A 15336-nucleotide genomic window follows, 5' to 3' on the forward strand; every position below is an offset into this window, starting at 1 on the left:
GGGCCAGACTGTGCTCATGAGAAGGCTCTTATTTCCCGCCGCACCCTTCGCTCTCGCCGCGGCCCTCGTCCTGACGGGCTGCAGTGCGGCTGCCACGACAAGTGAGCCGGAGCCCAGTTCCGTGACCCAGCTTGAGACCGCAGCTCCCGAGGAGACCGACGCCGACGCCGAGGGCGAGGGCGAGGGCGAGCTCCTGCCTGCCGACGCGAAAGCCGGCGACATCCTCGATGCAGAGACGGCCGCAGAGCTGAACGAGAACGCGTACATGGCTTCCAAGCCACGGGCATACCAGCTGCCGTCCGGGGAGCACGTGTTGATCGTCCCCGACGAGCCGCTGCCTCAGCCCGTCGTTGACACGCTCAATGCCAGGGTGGTGGAGCTCAAAGCTAACAGTCACCCTGAAGCGCTCTCGCCCTCGCTTTCAGCGGGACTGAGACTCAAAGAGGAGCAGGAGTCCAAGACGGGTCGCACGATCATCGTCGTGGGCTACAACGATGCCGGCATCGGCGAGAAGTGGGGAACAACCGCTCCCATCGGAAAGGCCTTCTTCACGGAGGCCGAGGCGGTCGCAAACGCTGAGGCGTTCATCTCTGCAGCTCCCCACCGGTACCAGATCATCGTCCTGCGATGAGGATTGCAGGGCGCCGGCACTTGCTCTCACGCGGGGGCGGCGTCACGCATATGAGTATGACCGAGCAGCGCATCACACGGACACCGTCCGGTCGTTCAGGACCAGATCGCGCGGGTACCGGTGCGGTGGTAGCGAGATCGTCGTGACCGGGGAGGTCTGGCTACCACCGCGCCCAGTTCAGACGCGATTCGACGCCGCGTCTCGCGCCCGCCGCCATTTTTCGACGACACGCACACTCGCCTCGGCGTAGAGCGGGTCGGGACTCTGCTCCCTATTGATCGAGTCGAAGAATGGTGTGGCTCTCGAACTCCTTCGGCATGTTTCGCCTGGGAACGCGCCGCACATGCTCCGCGAGTTGCCAGTCGCCGTTCTGCTGTTCGCTCCACTGGTCGACGTCGAGGGCAGATCTCTCGACGATCATCATCACGATCGAGCCTTCCGGGGCCAGCTCGAGGGGGACCTCATTCCGGTCCAGCAGTTCCCTCGCAGTCGACACCGGGTAGAGCCCGAACATGAGGTCGTCCTCGAGGTCGAATAGGCTCATCGGGTTCAATGCCCCTTGCCGTCGCGAGTCTGAGCCAGCCGCTCGCTCTCGGGGGGTAGATAATCTCCGCTGAGCGCCTCGAAGTAACCGAAGGCTCGATCGGCAGCGGCCTCGAGAGCCGTCCAGGCGCCCCGCGCCGCCGGCGTGTCCGAGCGAAGCGGAATCTGGTCGTGGCTCAAGTAGCGCTTGAGGACATCCTCCAGCACCGGGACGTGAGCGTCCGTACGCGCGACGCTGTCCCGCATGGGATCGCGCAGGACCGCCACGAACTCGTCGTTGAGCTCGTCGAGGCCGGGGATCATGAAGATCGAGGTCTTGTATCTGCCGAATGTGATCTCGGACATGAGGACTCCTCTGGTGAGATGCCGCGCCTTCCGGCGGGCAGAGACCCGCTCCGGCGCTCGTAAACGAGCGGGAAGAGGCGGGTCGTGAAACGCTACTGGAAGGCTCGGACAGGGGCATTGCGGGCAAGAAGGACCAGAAGCCGCCCCGGCGTGTTTCTCGGGGCGGCTTCTGGTGCTGCGGCGGCGCTGATGGAGACCCGTCAGCCGCAGAGGTAATACCTGACGGTGTCGCCGCTGACCGTTGCCGACCAGGGGGCACCCAGAGCGCCCATCGAGCCACCACTGGTGGACGTGCCACCCCATCCGACCTGGTGTGAAGCGTAGAAGATCGCGTCGCACTGGTCGTAGGCGACGTAGTTCGCGCCCGTGGTGAACTTCGCGGGCGTCTTGACTGCACCGTGATCTATGTAGCCGCTGTCGGGAGCAGGCGCTGGCGCGGGAGCAGGCGCCGGCGCAGGAGCACCACCGCCACCAGAAGAACCACCAGACGCTCCTCCAGCTGAGCCGGCGCCGGTCGCACCTCCGGAGGACCCGCCGGCGCTTCCGCCGCGGTTGGTGGCGCCGCTCCCAGAGGAATCGCTTCGGCCCTGTGCCTGGCGGGTGGCTTCCTCGGCTGCGGCCTGTTCGGCGGCGACCGCGGCGTCGTGGGACGCCTTCATGGCGTCGGCGGCTCCCCGGTACCCAGCGAAGCGCTCGGCGGCTGGTGTCTCCTAGTCGCCGAGAGCCTTCACCGCAGCGCTGAAGCCCTGGCGTGACGCCTCGTCGGCTTTTTCCATGCCGGAGAGCGCCGAGCCGTACTCGAATGCGGAAGCGAGCACGGCATCCGTGAGCGGCTGCAGCGAGTCGACGTGCTCGTCGATCGCCTCGGCCGCCTCGCGGAGAGAGGCGGTCCGGGTCTGGAGCTCGGCTGCCAGACCGAGCTGCTCCTCGGCGAGGGTGCGGATCTCGTCGGTGCTGTCCGGGGCCTCCCGGGTCTCTGCCGCGGGCTGAGGGGTCGGCTGCTCAGGCGCGACCGGCGCGCCAGCGTCGTCCAGCTCCAGGCTGGCGACGTCGAGCAGCTGGGCCAACGACGCCGCGAGCGTTTCGAGGGTTGAAGGGTCGCTCAGCAGGTCTCCGCGGGTTTCCTTGACGAAGCGTGCCGTCTCGTCATGCGCAGCGCTCGCACTCATGCGCGCGTCGAACAGCTTCTCTTCGGCTGCCGCGTGCGCGTCGTGGGCGGCGATGACGGCGCCGGTGGCGCGGTGCAGTTCCTCTGTGGCGTTGTTCCGGGCGATGGCCCCACCGACGACGGGCACGAGCGCGAGCACCAACGCGAGGATGGCGAAGCCGACGCCGAGGGTGATCCAGACCGGCTTCGGGACATGCGCGCTCAAGCGGGGCAGCTTGGACGATGGGGGTGAGGTCGACGGCTCAGCGTCGTTACTCGAGGTGCTCATGTGGGTTCCTGGGGTTGGGGGCTTGGTGGCAGTTGGGGCTGCGGCTGCCCCTGGGTGAAGACCCGCCCCCCGTCAGCGGAGAGGCGGGTCTGCGGCCTTGGCTCAGCGAGCGTTGGCGGGATCGATCTCCTGGTGCTCGACGATCCACTTCTGCAGGCGCGGGTACACCCAGAAGCTGTAGATGCCGAAGGTGATGAGCGTCAGCAGGAACCACTTGATCCACATGCCGAACAGACCCACCGACGAGCCGGTGAAGCGCAGGCGGCGACCGTTGACGTAGGTGTGCTTGCACTTCCAGCGGTAGGTCATCACGACCGCCCACGGGTAGCAGATGCCGAGGGTCAACACCGTGATCAGGAAGCCGCCGATGCCGACGCCGAGCCAGGTGGCGGCTCCGCCGTCGAAGCCGAAGTGCAGCTGCGTGGCGGCCGGAGCAGCCGGCGAGAACGAGTTGCGCTGGGCGGCGTGGGGCGCCACCACGGGCGGCTGGATCTCAGGAGTGGTCATGGTTCTCTTTCGGGTCGAGAGGCGCGAGCGCCATCGGGTAACCGGCAGCTTTGCCGGGGTGTTGCGCCGCGGCCGCCCCCGCAGCTTTGCGGAGGTGGCCATCGTCTGAGCCGGAAGCTCAGGAGGGACTATCGGCCGGATGTCGGCCGAGGTGCGCCACCGGGAGGTGTTGAACTCGGGCATTCGCGCGAGCAGGCACCATTTGGGGCGAGAGCACATCATCGACAAAGGGAACTGGCAGCTCGGAGAGCGCGACTCGTACGACAGCATCCCCGCGACGCGTCGAGCCGACGCTATTGCGAAGTATCGGAGGCAGGTCCCCACAAAGCGTTACCGCTGCGTTACCGCTGCAGCCACGACCCAATGACGAAACCCCCGCGATCCCGGTGTTTCCAGGGGATCTGCGGGGGTTTCGGTGGCGGTGACGGTGGGATTTGAACCCACGGTAGGGGGTTACCCTACACAACTTTTCGAGAGTTGCACCTTCGGCCGCTCGGACACGTCACCGCGGACAATCGTACGCGAGACGGGCCACCGCCGCCAATCGAGCCGCCCGGGCAAGGACAGCCTCAACTTAATTGCCTGAGGCAACTACTGCGCGTAGAATCTGATCATGGACGGGACGACGGCGGACCCCACCCCCGAGGCGGTCCTCCTGACGTCGCTGACACAGTTGATGGCCCAGTGGGCCACCCTCACGCGGCAGGTTGCAGTCGCCCGTGAAGCGGGACTGAGCATCGATGCCGGCGACATCCGCCCCGTCTATACCCTGGGCCTGGTCGGCCCGATGCGCGCGGGCGACCTTGCCGCCGATCTGCGACTGACCAGGCCCACCATGAGCAAGCAGCTCGCCCGGCTCGAAGCGGCGGGCCTCGTGACCAGATCCGCCGACCGGGACGATGGGCGTGCCAGCATCGTCGCGCTCTCTCCGGAAGGCGAGCATGTCTTCGCTCTGCTGGTGAAGCGCGGCCGCGAGATGGTCGACGAGGCGCTTCAGGGGTGGGATGCCGCGGAGCGCAGCCGCTTCGCACACCTCACTTCGCGGTTCGTCGAAGCCGCGATCGGAGCCGACGCCGATCAGCCCGCTGCACCCACGTCCGACCATCCGTCGGCCTGAAGACGGCCCCACCCGGGCCCGGAACAAAGGAGGCAACCATGCCCCGCACCTATGTCGTCACCGGATCAGCATCCGGCATCGGCGCCACGACCGCGCGCATCCTGCAGGAGCGGGGCGAGCGCGTGATCGGCATCGACCTGCGAAACGCCGACATCGAGGCGGACCTCTCCACCCGTGAGGGTCGCGCCCAGGCCGCCGAGAAGGCCATCGACCTCGCCGGCGGCACCATCGACGCCGTCATCGCCTGCGCCGGCATCTCGGCGCCCATCGCCAAAACGATCTCGGTCAACTACTTCGGTGTCACCGAGCTGCTCGAGGCCCTCCTGCCGGCACTGCAGAAGTCCGAGGCGCCCCGCGCCGCCGTCGTCTCGTCGATGGCGTCCCTGCAGCCAAACTCGCCCGAGATGGTCGAGGCGGCCCTCGCAGGCGACGAGCCGCGTGCACTGGAGATCGCTGAAGGACTGGCCGCGCAGGGCCCGCAGATCGGGTATCTCGTCTACCCGTCCTCGAAGCGGGCGCTGTCGCGCTGGGTGCGTCGCGCGTCCGTCACTCCGACCTGGGCCGGCGCCGGCATCCCGCTGAACGCGGTGGCCCCCGGCACAGTCATCACCCCGATGACCGCCGAGCTGCTGAAGACGCCCGAAGGCGCCGCGATGGTGGATGCCGCGGTGCCCATGCCGCTGAACTACCACCAGTCCCCCGAGTCGATCGCGTACCTGCTGATCTGGCTCACCGGCCCCGAGAACACCCACCTCGCCGGCCAGGTCATCTACGACGACGGCGGCGCCGACGCGTCGCTGCGCGGCGATGACATCTGGAGCTGGGCAGACCCGCAGCACTGACCCGCCCGGGCCGACAGGACCAGGCGGGGGATGCCACCCCCCGGGCATCCCCCGCCTTTCCCCTGCGCCCGACGTCCGCGCCTTCCCGCGCCGCGCCCGCCCTTCCCGCGCCTCCGCGCCCGCCCTTCCCGCGCCTCCGCGCGCCGCTCCCGCGCCGCTCCGGTGTCACGAACCGCGGGTCGCACCCCCGCACACCCACCATCCGCGACACACGAGCAGCCCGCCGGGCGCGCCCGCCCGATCGCGCGCCGCTCCGGTGTCACGAATAACGGGTCACGCCCCCGCCCACCCACGATTCCCGACACACGAGCGACCCCCGGGCGCCCGCCCGCCCACCGCCGCCCCCGGCGCACCCGGCGCGGCCCGCGCGACCCCGCGCCGCTCCGGTGTCACGAACGGCGGGTCCGAGCCCGGCGACACCCGCCATACGCGACACACGAGCAGCGCGCGCACCGGACCCCCGCGGCTCAACCCAAGCCCGCGCGCGACCCGCGCGAGGGATAGCGTGCCGGCATGGCCGAGACCATGAACCGGCAGCAGCGCCTCGTCGTCACCATCGCGGTGCTCGCCTCGTTCGTCGCCTTCCTCGACGGCAGCATCGTCAACGTCGCCCTCCCCGCCATCGGCCGGGAACTCGGCGGCGGCCTCACCACGCAGCAGTGGACGGTCGACGCGTACCTCATCACCCTCGGCTCGCTGATCCTGCTGGCGGGCTCGGTCAGCGACGCCTTCGGGCGCATCCTGGTCATGCGCATCGGGCTGATCGGTTTCGGCGTGGCATCCGTCGCCATCGCCCTCGCCCCCGACCCGCTGCTGCTCATCGTGGCCAGAGCGGTGCAGGGCGCCGCGGGCGCGTTCCTCGTGCCAAGCTCGCTCGCCCTCATCACGTCCAGCATGCGCGGCCCACTGCAGGCGCACGCGATCGGGGTGTGGACGGCGCTGACGACCGCCGCCACCATCGCCGGCCCGCTCGTGGGGGGCCTGTTCGTCGACTACCTCTCATGGCGCTTCGCGTTCGTCATCAACGTCGTCCCCATCGCCGTCACGCTCTGGCTGCTCCCCCGGCTCGAGCTGCGCGACACCCGGCGAGAGGATGCCGGCATCGACTGGATCGGTGCGGCGCTATGCACCCTGGGCCTCGGCGGGATGGTCTTCGCGCTCATCGAGCAGCCGAACCTCGGCTGGGCCTCGCCCGCGATCTGGATGCCGCTGGCGGTCGGCGTGACCCTGTTCGCCGCGTTCCTGTGGCGGCAGCGCACGGCGCGGCATCCGATCCTCCCCCTCGGCCTTTTCGGGGTGCGCAATTTCTGGACGGGGAACGTGGCCACCGCGTTCATCTACGGCGCGCTTGCGCTGAACGGCTTCGTCGTCGGGGTGTACCTGCAGCAGGGCGCAGGACTCTCGGCGACCCTCGCGGGGCTGGCGAGCATCCCCACGACGGTGCTGCTCGTGCTGCTCAGCTCGCGGATGGGAGCGCTCGCGGGGCGGCTGGGTCCGCGCCTGTTCATGACGGTGGGCCCCTTCCTCATGGCCGCCGGGTCGCTGCTGCTTCTCACCGTGTCGGAGGACTTCGACTACTGGTGGCAGGTGCTGCCCAGCATGATCGTGTTCGGACTCGGCCTGGCGGTGACCGTGTCGCCCCTGACGGCGGCGATCCTCGGGGCGATCGAGCCCGCCCGCTCGGGCATCGCCTCGGCGGTCAACAACGCCGTCTCCCGCGTCGCCGGACTCATCGTCATCGCGACGCTGGCCGCGATCGTGGGCGGATCGCTCGACTTGGCGGGCTTCCACCGCGCGGCCGTCGCGACCGCCGTGCTCATGGCTGCGGGCGGCGTGGTGTCGTTCCTCGGCATCCGCACCCCTCGTCCGGCGACGACCGCGGAGGACGACCCGGCGGCCACATCCCCGTAGACACACCGCCGTTCACGGCACCCGTAGTCAGCGGGATCCGCCCCTGCCAGACTGGCCACATGACTGTGATCGAGAATTCGAAACTGACCGTCGTCGGCGCCGGCAGCGTCGGCTCCTCCACCGCCTACGCGGCGCTGATCCGCGGATCGGCTCGGCACGTCGCGCTGTACGACATCGCGGCGGAGAAGACCGAGGCCGAGGTGCTCGACCTCGCTCACGGCACCCAGTTCACGGGCACGAGCGACATCATCGGCGGCGCCGACATCTCCGTCGCCGAAGGCTCGCACGTCATCGTCATCACCGCGGGTGCCAAGCAGAAGCCGGGGCAGACGCGCATCGAGCTCGCCGGCACCAACGCCAACATCCTCCGGACGATGGTGCCGCAGCTGCTCGAGGTGGCCCCCAAGGCGGTCTTCGTCATCGTCACCAACCCCTGCGACGTGCTGACCGTGCTGGCGCAGGAGGCGACGGGGCTGCCGCCCGAGCGCATCTTCGCGTCGGGCACCGTGCTCGACACCTCGCGCCTGCGCTGGAAGCTCGCCCAGCGTGCGGGTGTCTCGTCGTCGAGCGTGCACGCGTACATCGTGGGCGAACACGGCGACACCGAGTTCCCGCTGTGGTCGAAGGCCTACATCGGCACGGTGCCGATCCTCGATTGGGAGACCGAGGGCCACCCGCGCATGACGGTGGACGAGCTCGACCAGATCGCGGTGGACGTGCGCGACGCGGCGTACAAGGTCATCCAGGGCAAGGGCGCCACGAACTACGCCATCGGCATCACCAGTGCGCGCATCGTCGAGGCGATCCTGCATGACGAGCACGCCGTCATGCCGGTCTCCGCCGTTCTGGACGACTTCCACGGCGTCTCCGGCGTCGCGCTCTCGGTGCCCTCCATCATCAGCGCCGCGGGCGCCAAGCCCATTCGCGAGACCTCGTTCTCACCCAGCGAGCTGGGGCTCTTCCGTCGCTCGGCCGACGCGCTGCGCCGCGTGGCCGACGACTTGCGGGAGTGAGTCACCGCCGGCGAGGGAGCCGCTGAGAGGGGCGGATGCCGCCGCTGTCGGTGGCGGCGATTAGCCTTGCCGCATGGCCACACGACGCCCCACGACAGCTGCACCGTACCGATGCACGGAATGCGGCTGGACGACCCTGAAGTGGGTCGGCCGCTGCGGCGAATGCCAGCAGTGGGGCACCGTCGTCGAGTCGGGCGAGCAGACCGGCATCACCCGCACCGTCACTCCGGTGGCGCCAGGCGCCGCACGCGCGGCACGGCCGATCACGCAGGTCCAGACGCAGGAGGCGTCCCGCACCACGAGCGGCATCGGCGAGTTCGACCGCGTGCTCGGAGGCGGGCTCGTGCCGGGAGCGGCGATCCTCCTCTCCGGCGAGCCCGGTGTGGGCAAGTCCACGCTGCTCACCGAGGTCGCGGCGCAGAGCGCCCGGGTCGGGCGTCGCGTGCTCTACGTCAGTGCCGAGGAGTCGCTCGGGCAGGTGCGCCTGCGTGCCGAGCGCACCGGAGCCCTGCACGACGAGCTGTACCTGGCCAGTGAGACGGACCTCGCCACGATCCTCGGCCACGTCGACGAGGTGCAGCCGCAGCTGCTCATCGTGGACTCGGTGCAGACGGTGTCGTCCTCGCTGTCCGACGGCTTGGCGGGCCACCCCGGGCAGGTGCGAGAGGTGGCATCCACCCTCATCCGCGTCGCGAAGGAGCGCGATCTCCCCGTCATCATCGTCGGGCACGTCACGAAGGACGGCTCCATCGCGGGGCCTCGCATCCTCGAGCACCTCGTCGACGTCGTGTGCCATTTCGAGGGTGACCGCCAGACGTCGCTGCGCTTCGTGCGCGCTCTGAAGAACCGGTTCGGCGCGACCGATGAGGTGGGCTGCTTCGACATGACGGGGTCGGGCATCGCCGAGGTGGCCGACCCGAGCGCGCTGTTCCTCGGGCACGGCTCGCGCGAGGCCGGCACCTGCGTGACGGTTGCGCTCGAGGGCCGCCGGGCGCTGCCTGTGGAGGTGCAGGCCCTCACCATGGCCACGGGCGCGCCCAACCCCCGGCGCATCGTCAGCGGGGTCGACGGCGCGCGCGTCGCGATGATCCTGGCGGTGCTGGAGAAGAAGGGCGGGATCACGGTCTCCAACCAGGATGTCTACGTGTCCACGGTCGGAGGCGTTCGGCTCACCGAGCCGGCCGCCGACCTCGCCATCGCCCTGGCCGTGGCCAGCGCCGTGAGCGACCGGCCGTTGCCGTCCAAGCTCGCCGCGATCGGGGAGCTCAGCCTCGCCGGCGAGATCCGCGCGGTCACCCAGACCGAGCAGCGGCGCAGCGAAGCGGCACGGCTCGGCTACCGCACGGTGCTCGACGCGTCGTCCAAGACGCTGCGCGATGCCCTGCGCGACCTGCCGCGGCTGCACCGCACCGAGGCAGGCGACGAGCCGTCGTTCTGACAGCGGCGGCCGCGGAGGGCTACGCGCGGTGACGCCTCACGCGTCGAGCGCGGCGATGAGGTCGGCGGGGGATGCCTGCATCGGGTGGGGCCCGGCGATATCGAAGAAGACGGTCGTGATGCGGTCCTGGTGCGTGGCGAGGAACTCCCGCAGCCACGCCGGCGACTGCAGCGCGACGCCCGGGGGCAACGTGGCGGGCTTGTGCGTCGCGTCGCTGAACAGCAGCAGCGCGAGCTCGCCGGAGTTCGGGTCGCGGTAGGTCCAGACCTCGCCGACGTCCAGCGGGTTGTCGCGTGCTCCCGGACGCATGAGGGGCACCACGGTGGGTCCGTGGCGCAGGGCGAACGCGACCGCCGCCATGTCCTGGGTCTGCAGGGCATCGCTCAGCTGCGGGTTGCGGAAATGCTCCGCGCCGACGGGCTTCGTCTTCTTCTTGCGGACCATCCCCCCAGCGTACCGAGGACAAGAAGGGGCCCTCTCGGGCCGCCCATTGGGGACTGGGGGACTCGAGAGGGCCCAACGCTCACTGCCGCTGGATTTCCCGGTGTGGGGCCTTGGGGAAAGCCTCACTCAACTGCTGGGGACAGAGGGGGACAACGTGCAGGAACTGATCTCAAGATTAGTCCAAGCCCCCCAACCCAGGTGTCCCCTCTTTGGGGGACATCGATGAGAATTCCCTCAGATTCGCCGACGTGAGGACGGTGGTGGACCGCTCAGCGACGCATCACTGCAGGAGGAACTGCGCGCTCCCGGCGGATTGCACCCCACCGATGGCCACCTTCAGGTGGAACGACGACCCACCGCCGGGGGCGACGGGCCGGTCGGTGTCGCCGCACGTCGAGACCGACGAGCGGGTGCGGTCCCACGTGAGCGGGGTGGCGCTGGACACCGTCTGCCCGGCGTCGATCGTGACGGTCTGATCGCTCGGCTCGCTCTGGCAATCGGTCGATCGCCACCAGACGTCGTCGCCGCTGCTGATCGTGAAGACCTGCGTCGTCGTGCCCACGTTCATGGTGCACGCCACGCCGCCGGTGTTGGTCAGCGAGATGGACAGCTGCGGGTTCTCACCGGCCGGGTAGGACTGCTTGTCGGTCACCGCGGCGACCTCCACCATCCCCGACGTGCACTCCCCGACCGCATCGGAACCCGCGTCCGGGTCCTCGGGCACCTCGGCATCCGGTGTGGCCTCTTTCGGCGGTGCCGAGGTCGTGGGCGCAGGGGTCGGTGCCGGAGACGACACCGCGGGGGTGGGCTCCGGGCGCGGCCCGGTCTCGGCGGCATCGGCGTTCCAGGGCTGCCACACCAGCAGCACCACCCCGGCGATGACGAGAAGGAGAGCGAGCAGCACCGTCAGACGGCGGCGGCGGTAGACGGCAGGGGTGGGCCGGCGGCGGACGGGCTCGGACATGATCCCAGGCTACGTCGCGACCCCGGCGGGTCGGCGTCGGGCGCGCCCGCTACAGCCGCTTGAGCATGCGCGTGTTGCCCAGGGTGTTCGGCTTGACGTGAGCGAGGTCGAGGAACTCCGCGACACCCTCGTCGCGGCTGCGCAGCAGCTGCCAGTAGACATCGGGGTCGACGACGTGCTCGCCGATGGGCTCGAAGCCGCGGGCGACGAAGAAGTCCACTTCGAAGGTCAGGCAGAAGAGCCGGGACAGACCGAGCCGTCGGGCATCCTCCTCGAGCCGCTCCACGATGGCGCGGCCGACACCGCGGTGCAGCCAGTCGTCCACCACGATGAGCGTGCGGACCTCCCCGAGGTCCTCCCACATGACGTGCAGTGCGCCGCAGCCGACCAGGCGGCCATCGGCCTCGGCGACCACGAACTGCTGCACGGACTCGTACAGCACGACGATGTCCTTGCCGAGGAGAATGCGCCGCTGCACGTACGGGTCGAGCATTTCCAGGATGCCGCGCACGTCGGAGGTGCGGGCCGGACGCACGGTGAAGCTGCTCACTCTTCCAGCCTATGCCGCTCACGCGCGGCGACGCCGGGCGGCGGCTGAGCGTGCGGCTCCGGTAAGTTCGTACCGCGCGCTCTCCCCGGAGCCGCTCACCACGATGCGAGGAGGTGCGCAGACGTGAGTGTGCTGCGCGACTACGCCACGACGGTGACCCAGCCGACGCTCCCGTTCGCCGTTCCGTCGCGGGATGGCCGGGACGACATGACCCGCTACGACGAGGTGGTCGCCCCCGACGGCGGCCTGCGCCCCGCCTGGAAGTCCATGGCCGACCTGGCGCTCGCTCTCACCCCCGACGAGCTGCGCCGTGTCGAAGGCGAGATCACCCGCTTCCTCGCCGACGACGGAGTGACCTACGTGCGCCCCGACGGCGGCGCCCAGCCATGGCAGCTCGACCCCATGCCCCTGGTCATCGACGCCCCCGAGTGGGCGCGCCTCGAGATCGGCCTCGCCCAGCGCGCCGAACTGCTCAACGCCGTGCTCAGCGACCTGTACGGCCCCCAGACGCTGCTGGCATCCGGTGTCGTGCCGTCGGCGTGCGTCTTCGGCCACTCCGGCTTCGCGCGCCCCGTCGCGCGCCCCGGTGTCGTCGACACCCAGCCGCTGCTGCTGTCGGCCACCGACCTCGGCCGCGATGCGCGCGGGGAGTGGCACGTGCTCACCGATCGCGTGCAGGCACCCTCGGGCCTCGGCTTCGCGATGGAGAACCGTCGCGTCATCGCGCAGGTGCTGCCCGATCTCTATCAGGGCAGCGACCTGCACCGCATGGAGCCGTACTTCTCCGCCCTGCGCGCGGCGCTGCTCGACAGTGCCCCGGGCGTGGCATCCCCTCAGGTCGCCGTGCTCTCCCCCGGCCCTCACTCCGAGACGGCCTTCGATCAGGCGTTCCTCGCGAACGCATTGGGCATGCCGCTCGTGCAGGGCAGCGACCTGGTGGTGCGCGACGGCTGGGTGTGGATGAAGCCCGCCGGCTGGCCGCGCACCGCACCGCGGGAGCGCGTGGACGTCATCGTGCGGCGGGTGGATGCCGAGTGGTGCGACCCGCTGGAGCTGCGGGCCGACTCGCGCCTGGGCGTCGCGGGGCTGGCCGAGGCGGTTCGCCGCGGCCATGTGCGCTTGGTCAACGGCCTGGGTGCGGGCGTGCTGGAGAACCCGGGTCTCATGCCCTTCCTCCCCGCCGCCTGCGAGCGCCTGCTCGGCGAACAGCTGCGCCTGCCGTCGGTGCCGACACTGTGGTGCGGCGACCCCGAGGCGCGGCAGCAGGTGCTGGAGCGTCTCGCCGCCGACGACCCCGCGCTGATCGTGCGCGCGATCGACGAGCCGCGGGCGACCCTGGCCGCCGCGTCGCCGGCCGAGCTGCGCGCGCGCATCCTCGCCGAGCCGCACCGCTTCGTCGGGCAGGAGCTGCTGCCCCTGTCACAGGCGCCGGTGTGGGCCGATCGCGCGCGGGCCGAGGCCTGGCCGGTGGTCTTCCGCAGCTTCACCCTGCGTTACGGGTCCGCCTACCGGCCGCTCGTCGGCGGGCTCGCGACCGTGCTCGCCGACGCGGACAGCGGTCCCGTCACCAAGGACGTGTGGGTGCTGAAGGCGACGCAGGATGACCCCGATCAGGGGCTGATCGAGAGCGCGCCACCGACCATCAGCCCGACCGTGCCACCGCTGGCTCCGCGGGCGCTCGCGGACATGTTCTGGGTGGGCCGCTACGCCGAGCGCGCCGAGGACCTGCTGCGCCTGCTGCTGACCACGCACCACCAGCTCGAGCAGCTGAGCCGGCGTCCCACCTCGCAGGCCGCCGAGAGCACCGACGTGCTGCGGGGGGCGCTGCGGCGCCTGGCCGGCGACGCGGGTCCTGATGCGGATGCCGAGCTGCGCGCCCTGCTGCTGGATGCCACGCGCACCGGTGGCGCCGCCCACGCCCTGGCCCACCTCCGCGAGTCGCTGATGGGCGTGCGCGACCAGCTCTCGGGAGACACCTGGCGGGTGTTCTCCGCCATCGACCGTGCCACCCGGGCGCTGCGGGCGTCGCCGCACGCCCACCGCACCGCCGAATCGGCCGGGCGGATGCTGACGGCGATCCTGTCCCTGCAGGGGGTTACGGCGAGCATGATGCGCGACCCCGGCTGGCACATGATCGAGGCGGGGCGCAGCCTCGAACGGGCGCTGCAGCTGTGCCATCTGCTCGTGGCCACCGCCACACGCCGCCGCGACTACCGAGCCGACCGCGAAGTGCTGGAGGCGATGCTGACCGCGTCGGAGAGCATCGTCACCTATCGACGCCGTTACCGCGGGTCGGTGCGCACCGCCGATGCCCTGGAGCTGCTGCTGCTGGACGGCGGCAACCCCCGGTCGCTGACGTTCTGCCTCGCCGCGCTGCGCGGCCACCTCGCGGCGATGCCGGCATCCACCGGATCCACCCGCCCCGAGCGCCTGCTCGAGCACCTGGAGACGGCGCTCGACCACGTCGACGTGGCGGTGCTCACCGCGCCCGACGGTGAGCACCGCCCCGCGCTCACCGAGTTCCTCGTCGACGTCATCGCGCAGCTCGAGCAGCTCGCCGATTCCGTCGCACACGTGCACTTCGAAAGCGGTCCGCCGCCGCTGCCGCTGTCGGAGCTGGCGCTCGTCGAGGAACGGGCCGGCGCATGAGATACCGCGTCTGGCACCGCACCACCTACACGTACAGCGACGAGGTCGAAGACAGTGTGGGACTGTTCCATCTCGTTCCCCGTGCTCTCCCCGGGCAGCGCGTGCACGGCCACCAGGTGACCGTCTCGCCCCAGCCGGGAGACGTCGACCGCGACGTCGACTACTTCGGCAACGGCGCCACCTACTTCCACGTCATCGAGCCGCACAGCACCCTCGTGATCGAGGCCGCCAGCGACATCGAGGTCGACCCTCCCCGCTATGACAGCGACGCCCTCGCCCAGCCGTGGGAGAACGCGCGGCCGCTGCTCAACGGCGCCGACCCGGGCGCCTGGCAGGCGGTGGAGTACGCGCTGCGATCGCCGCGGGTGGCGCACGAGCCCGAAGCGGCCGCGTACGCCGCGGCATCCCTCACGCCCGGTCGTCCGCTGGGCGAGGCCGTCACCGATCTGATGCAGCGCATCCACGCCGACTTCGCCTACGACAGCACCGCCACCACCGTCACCAGCACGGTCGCCGACGTGCTCGCCACCCGCGCCGGGGTCTGCCAGGACTTCGCGCACCTGGCGCTCGCGTGCCTGCGCGCCCACGGCGTCGCCGCCCGCTATGTCAGCGGGTACCTCGCCACCCAGCCGCCGCCCGGAAAGCAGCGTGTGTTCGGCGCCGATGCCTCGCACGCCTGGCTGGCCGTCTGGATGCCGGGCACCGACCAGTGGCTGGCGATCGACCCCACCAACGACCAGTGGGCGAACGACCGGTACGTCACCGTGGCGTGGGGCCGCGACTACGGCGACGTGTCGCCGGTGAAGGGCATCATCTTCACCGAGGCGAAGAACTCCACCCTGCGGGTGCAGGTCGACGTCGCCCCGGTCGCCGACGCACCGGTCCCCGTCGTCCCGACCGCAGGCTGAAACGACGAGAGCGGATGCCGGGTGGCATCCGCTCTCGT

Annotated in this window: 15 protein-coding genes and 1 tRNA gene; 8 read left to right on the forward strand and 8 right to left on the reverse strand. The window is 70.4% G+C overall.

The annotated features are described in order from the left end of the window. Positions 1-121 precede the first annotated feature (121 nt). Positions 122-631 (forward strand): hypothetical protein, encoded by a 510-nt coding sequence (locus tag NQ165_RS12660; RefSeq protein WP_257533725.1) that lies wholly within the window; start codon positions 122-124, stop codon positions 629-631. Between the two features lie 271 nt (positions 632-902). On the opposite strand, the gene NQ165_RS12665 is transcribed toward NQ165_RS12660, so the two are convergent. The 5 genes from NQ165_RS12665 to NQ165_RS12685 form a co-directional block, all read right to left on the reverse strand. Continuing rightward, complete coding sequence (locus NQ165_RS12665; RefSeq protein ID WP_257533726.1) at positions 903-1175, reverse strand: hypothetical protein; 273 nt, start codon at positions 1173-1175, stop codon at positions 903-905. A gap of 5 nt (positions 1176-1180) precedes the next feature. Continuing rightward, a complete protein-coding gene (locus NQ165_RS12670; RefSeq protein WP_257533727.1) occupies positions 1181-1519 on the reverse strand; it encodes a hypothetical protein in 339 nt (112 codons plus the stop codon). Between the two features lie 710 nt (positions 1520-2229). Beyond that, positions 2230-2955, reverse strand: a complete 726-nt coding sequence (locus NQ165_RS12675) for a hypothetical protein (RefSeq protein ID WP_257533728.1) — start codon at positions 2953-2955, stop codon at positions 2230-2232. A gap of 102 nt (positions 2956-3057) precedes the next feature. After that, the gene (locus NQ165_RS12680; RefSeq protein ID WP_257533729.1) at positions 3058-3462 is read right to left on the reverse strand and encodes a YjgN family protein; all 405 of its coding nucleotides are present in this window, start codon (positions 3460-3462) and stop codon (positions 3058-3060) included. A gap of 416 nt (positions 3463-3878) precedes the next feature. Continuing rightward, positions 3879-3969, reverse strand: a tRNA-Ser gene (locus NQ165_RS12685). A 106-nt stretch (positions 3970-4075) separates the two neighbouring features. Between NQ165_RS12685 and NQ165_RS12690 the strand changes: the two genes are divergently transcribed. The 5 genes from NQ165_RS12690 to radA all read left to right on the forward strand — a co-directional run bounded on the left by NQ165_RS12690 (position 4076) and on the right by radA (position 9783). Then, positions 4076-4579 carry a MarR family winged helix-turn-helix transcriptional regulator gene (locus NQ165_RS12690; RefSeq protein WP_257533730.1) on the forward strand — a complete coding sequence of 168 codons (504 nt, stop codon included), beginning with the start codon at positions 4076-4078 and terminating at the stop codon, positions 4577-4579. 38 nt (positions 4580-4617) lie between these two features. Further along, positions 4618-5421: an SDR family NAD(P)-dependent oxidoreductase gene (locus NQ165_RS12695; protein WP_257533731.1), complete on the forward strand. Its 804-nt coding sequence runs from the start codon at positions 4618-4620 to the stop codon at positions 5419-5421. Between the two features lie 513 nt (positions 5422-5934). Continuing rightward, positions 5935-7332 (forward strand): MFS transporter, encoded by a 1398-nt coding sequence (locus NQ165_RS12700; protein ID WP_257533732.1) that lies wholly within the window; start codon positions 5935-5937, stop codon positions 7330-7332. A gap of 59 nt (positions 7333-7391) precedes the next feature. Next, positions 7392-8345, forward strand: a complete 954-nt coding sequence (locus tag NQ165_RS12705) for an L-lactate dehydrogenase (protein WP_257533733.1) — start codon at positions 7392-7394, stop codon at positions 8343-8345. 73 nt (positions 8346-8418) lie between these two features. Next, positions 8419-9783 carry a DNA repair protein RadA gene (gene radA, locus NQ165_RS12710; RefSeq protein WP_257533734.1) on the forward strand — a complete coding sequence of 455 codons (1365 nt, stop codon included), beginning with the start codon at positions 8419-8421 and terminating at the stop codon, positions 9781-9783. 36 nt (positions 9784-9819) lie between these two features. Here radA and NQ165_RS12715 read toward each other — a convergent pair whose 3' ends face one another. From NQ165_RS12715 to NQ165_RS12725, 3 genes are all read right to left on the reverse strand, one after another. Beyond that, positions 9820-10227: a dehydrogenase gene (locus tag NQ165_RS12715; protein WP_257533735.1), complete on the reverse strand. Its 408-nt coding sequence runs from the start codon at positions 10225-10227 to the stop codon at positions 9820-9822. Between the two features lie 280 nt (positions 10228-10507). Then, positions 10508-11191 carry a hypothetical protein gene (locus NQ165_RS12720; RefSeq protein ID WP_257533736.1) on the reverse strand — a complete coding sequence of 228 codons (684 nt, stop codon included), beginning with the start codon at positions 11189-11191 and terminating at the stop codon, positions 10508-10510. A gap of 49 nt (positions 11192-11240) precedes the next feature. After that, on the reverse strand, positions 11241-11741 hold the full coding sequence (locus NQ165_RS12725; protein ID WP_257533737.1) for an amino-acid N-acetyltransferase: 501 nt from the start codon (positions 11739-11741) through the stop codon (positions 11241-11243). Positions 11742-11864: 123 nt separating this feature from the next. On the opposite strand from NQ165_RS12725, the gene NQ165_RS12730 reads away from it, so the two are divergent. Together NQ165_RS12730 and NQ165_RS12735 are read left to right on the forward strand one after the other, a co-directional pair. Further along, positions 11865-14390, forward strand: a complete 2526-nt coding sequence (locus NQ165_RS12730; protein WP_257533738.1) for a circularly permuted type 2 ATP-grasp protein — start codon at positions 11865-11867, stop codon at positions 14388-14390. After that, entirely contained in the window at positions 14387-15298 is a 912-nt protein-coding gene (locus tag NQ165_RS12735) for a transglutaminase family protein (RefSeq protein WP_257533739.1), read from the forward strand. Before NQ165_RS12730 ends, NQ165_RS12735 begins: the two co-directional genes overlap by 4 nt. Positions 15299-15336 lie beyond the last annotated feature (38 nt).

The organism is Microbacterium sp. zg.Y1084, from assembly GCF_024623595.1.
In the GTDB taxonomy this organism is placed as follows: domain Bacteria; phylum Actinomycetota; class Actinomycetes; order Actinomycetales; family Microbacteriaceae; genus Microbacterium; species Microbacterium wangruii.

Coding starts and splice junctions, on each gene's coding strand:
- NQ165_RS12665 (WP_257533726.1), bottom strand. CDS start 1,175: ATGAGCCTATTCGACCTCGAGGACGACCTCATGTTCGGGCTCTACCCG.
- NQ165_RS12670 (WP_257533727.1), bottom strand. CDS start 1,519: ATGTCCGAGATCACATTCGGCAGATACAAGACCTCGATCTTCATGATC.
- NQ165_RS12675 (WP_257533728.1), bottom strand. CDS start 2,955: ATGAGCACCTCGAGTAACGACGCTGAGCCGTCGACCTCACCCCCATCG.
- NQ165_RS12680 (WP_257533729.1), bottom strand. CDS start 3,462: ATGACCACTCCTGAGATCCAGCCGCCCGTGGTGGCGCCCCACGCCGCC.
- NQ165_RS12690 (WP_257533730.1), top strand. CDS start 4,076: ATGGACGGGACGACGGCGGACCCCACCCCCGAGGCGGTCCTCCTGACG.
- NQ165_RS12695 (WP_257533731.1), top strand. CDS start 4,618: ATGCCCCGCACCTATGTCGTCACCGGATCAGCATCCGGCATCGGCGCC.
- NQ165_RS12700 (WP_257533732.1), top strand. CDS start 5,935: ATGGCCGAGACCATGAACCGGCAGCAGCGCCTCGTCGTCACCATCGCG.
- NQ165_RS12705 (WP_257533733.1), top strand. CDS start 7,392: ATGACTGTGATCGAGAATTCGAAACTGACCGTCGTCGGCGCCGGCAGC.
- radA (WP_257533734.1), top strand. CDS start 8,419: ATGGCCACACGACGCCCCACGACAGCTGCACCGTACCGATGCACGGAA.
- NQ165_RS12715 (WP_257533735.1), bottom strand. CDS start 10,227: ATGGTCCGCAAGAAGAAGACGAAGCCCGTCGGCGCGGAGCATTTCCGC.
- NQ165_RS12720 (WP_257533736.1), bottom strand. CDS start 11,191: ATGTCCGAGCCCGTCCGCCGCCGGCCCACCCCTGCCGTCTACCGCCGC.
- NQ165_RS12735 (WP_257533739.1), top strand. CDS start 14,387: ATGAGATACCGCGTCTGGCACCGCACCACCTACACGTACAGCGACGAG.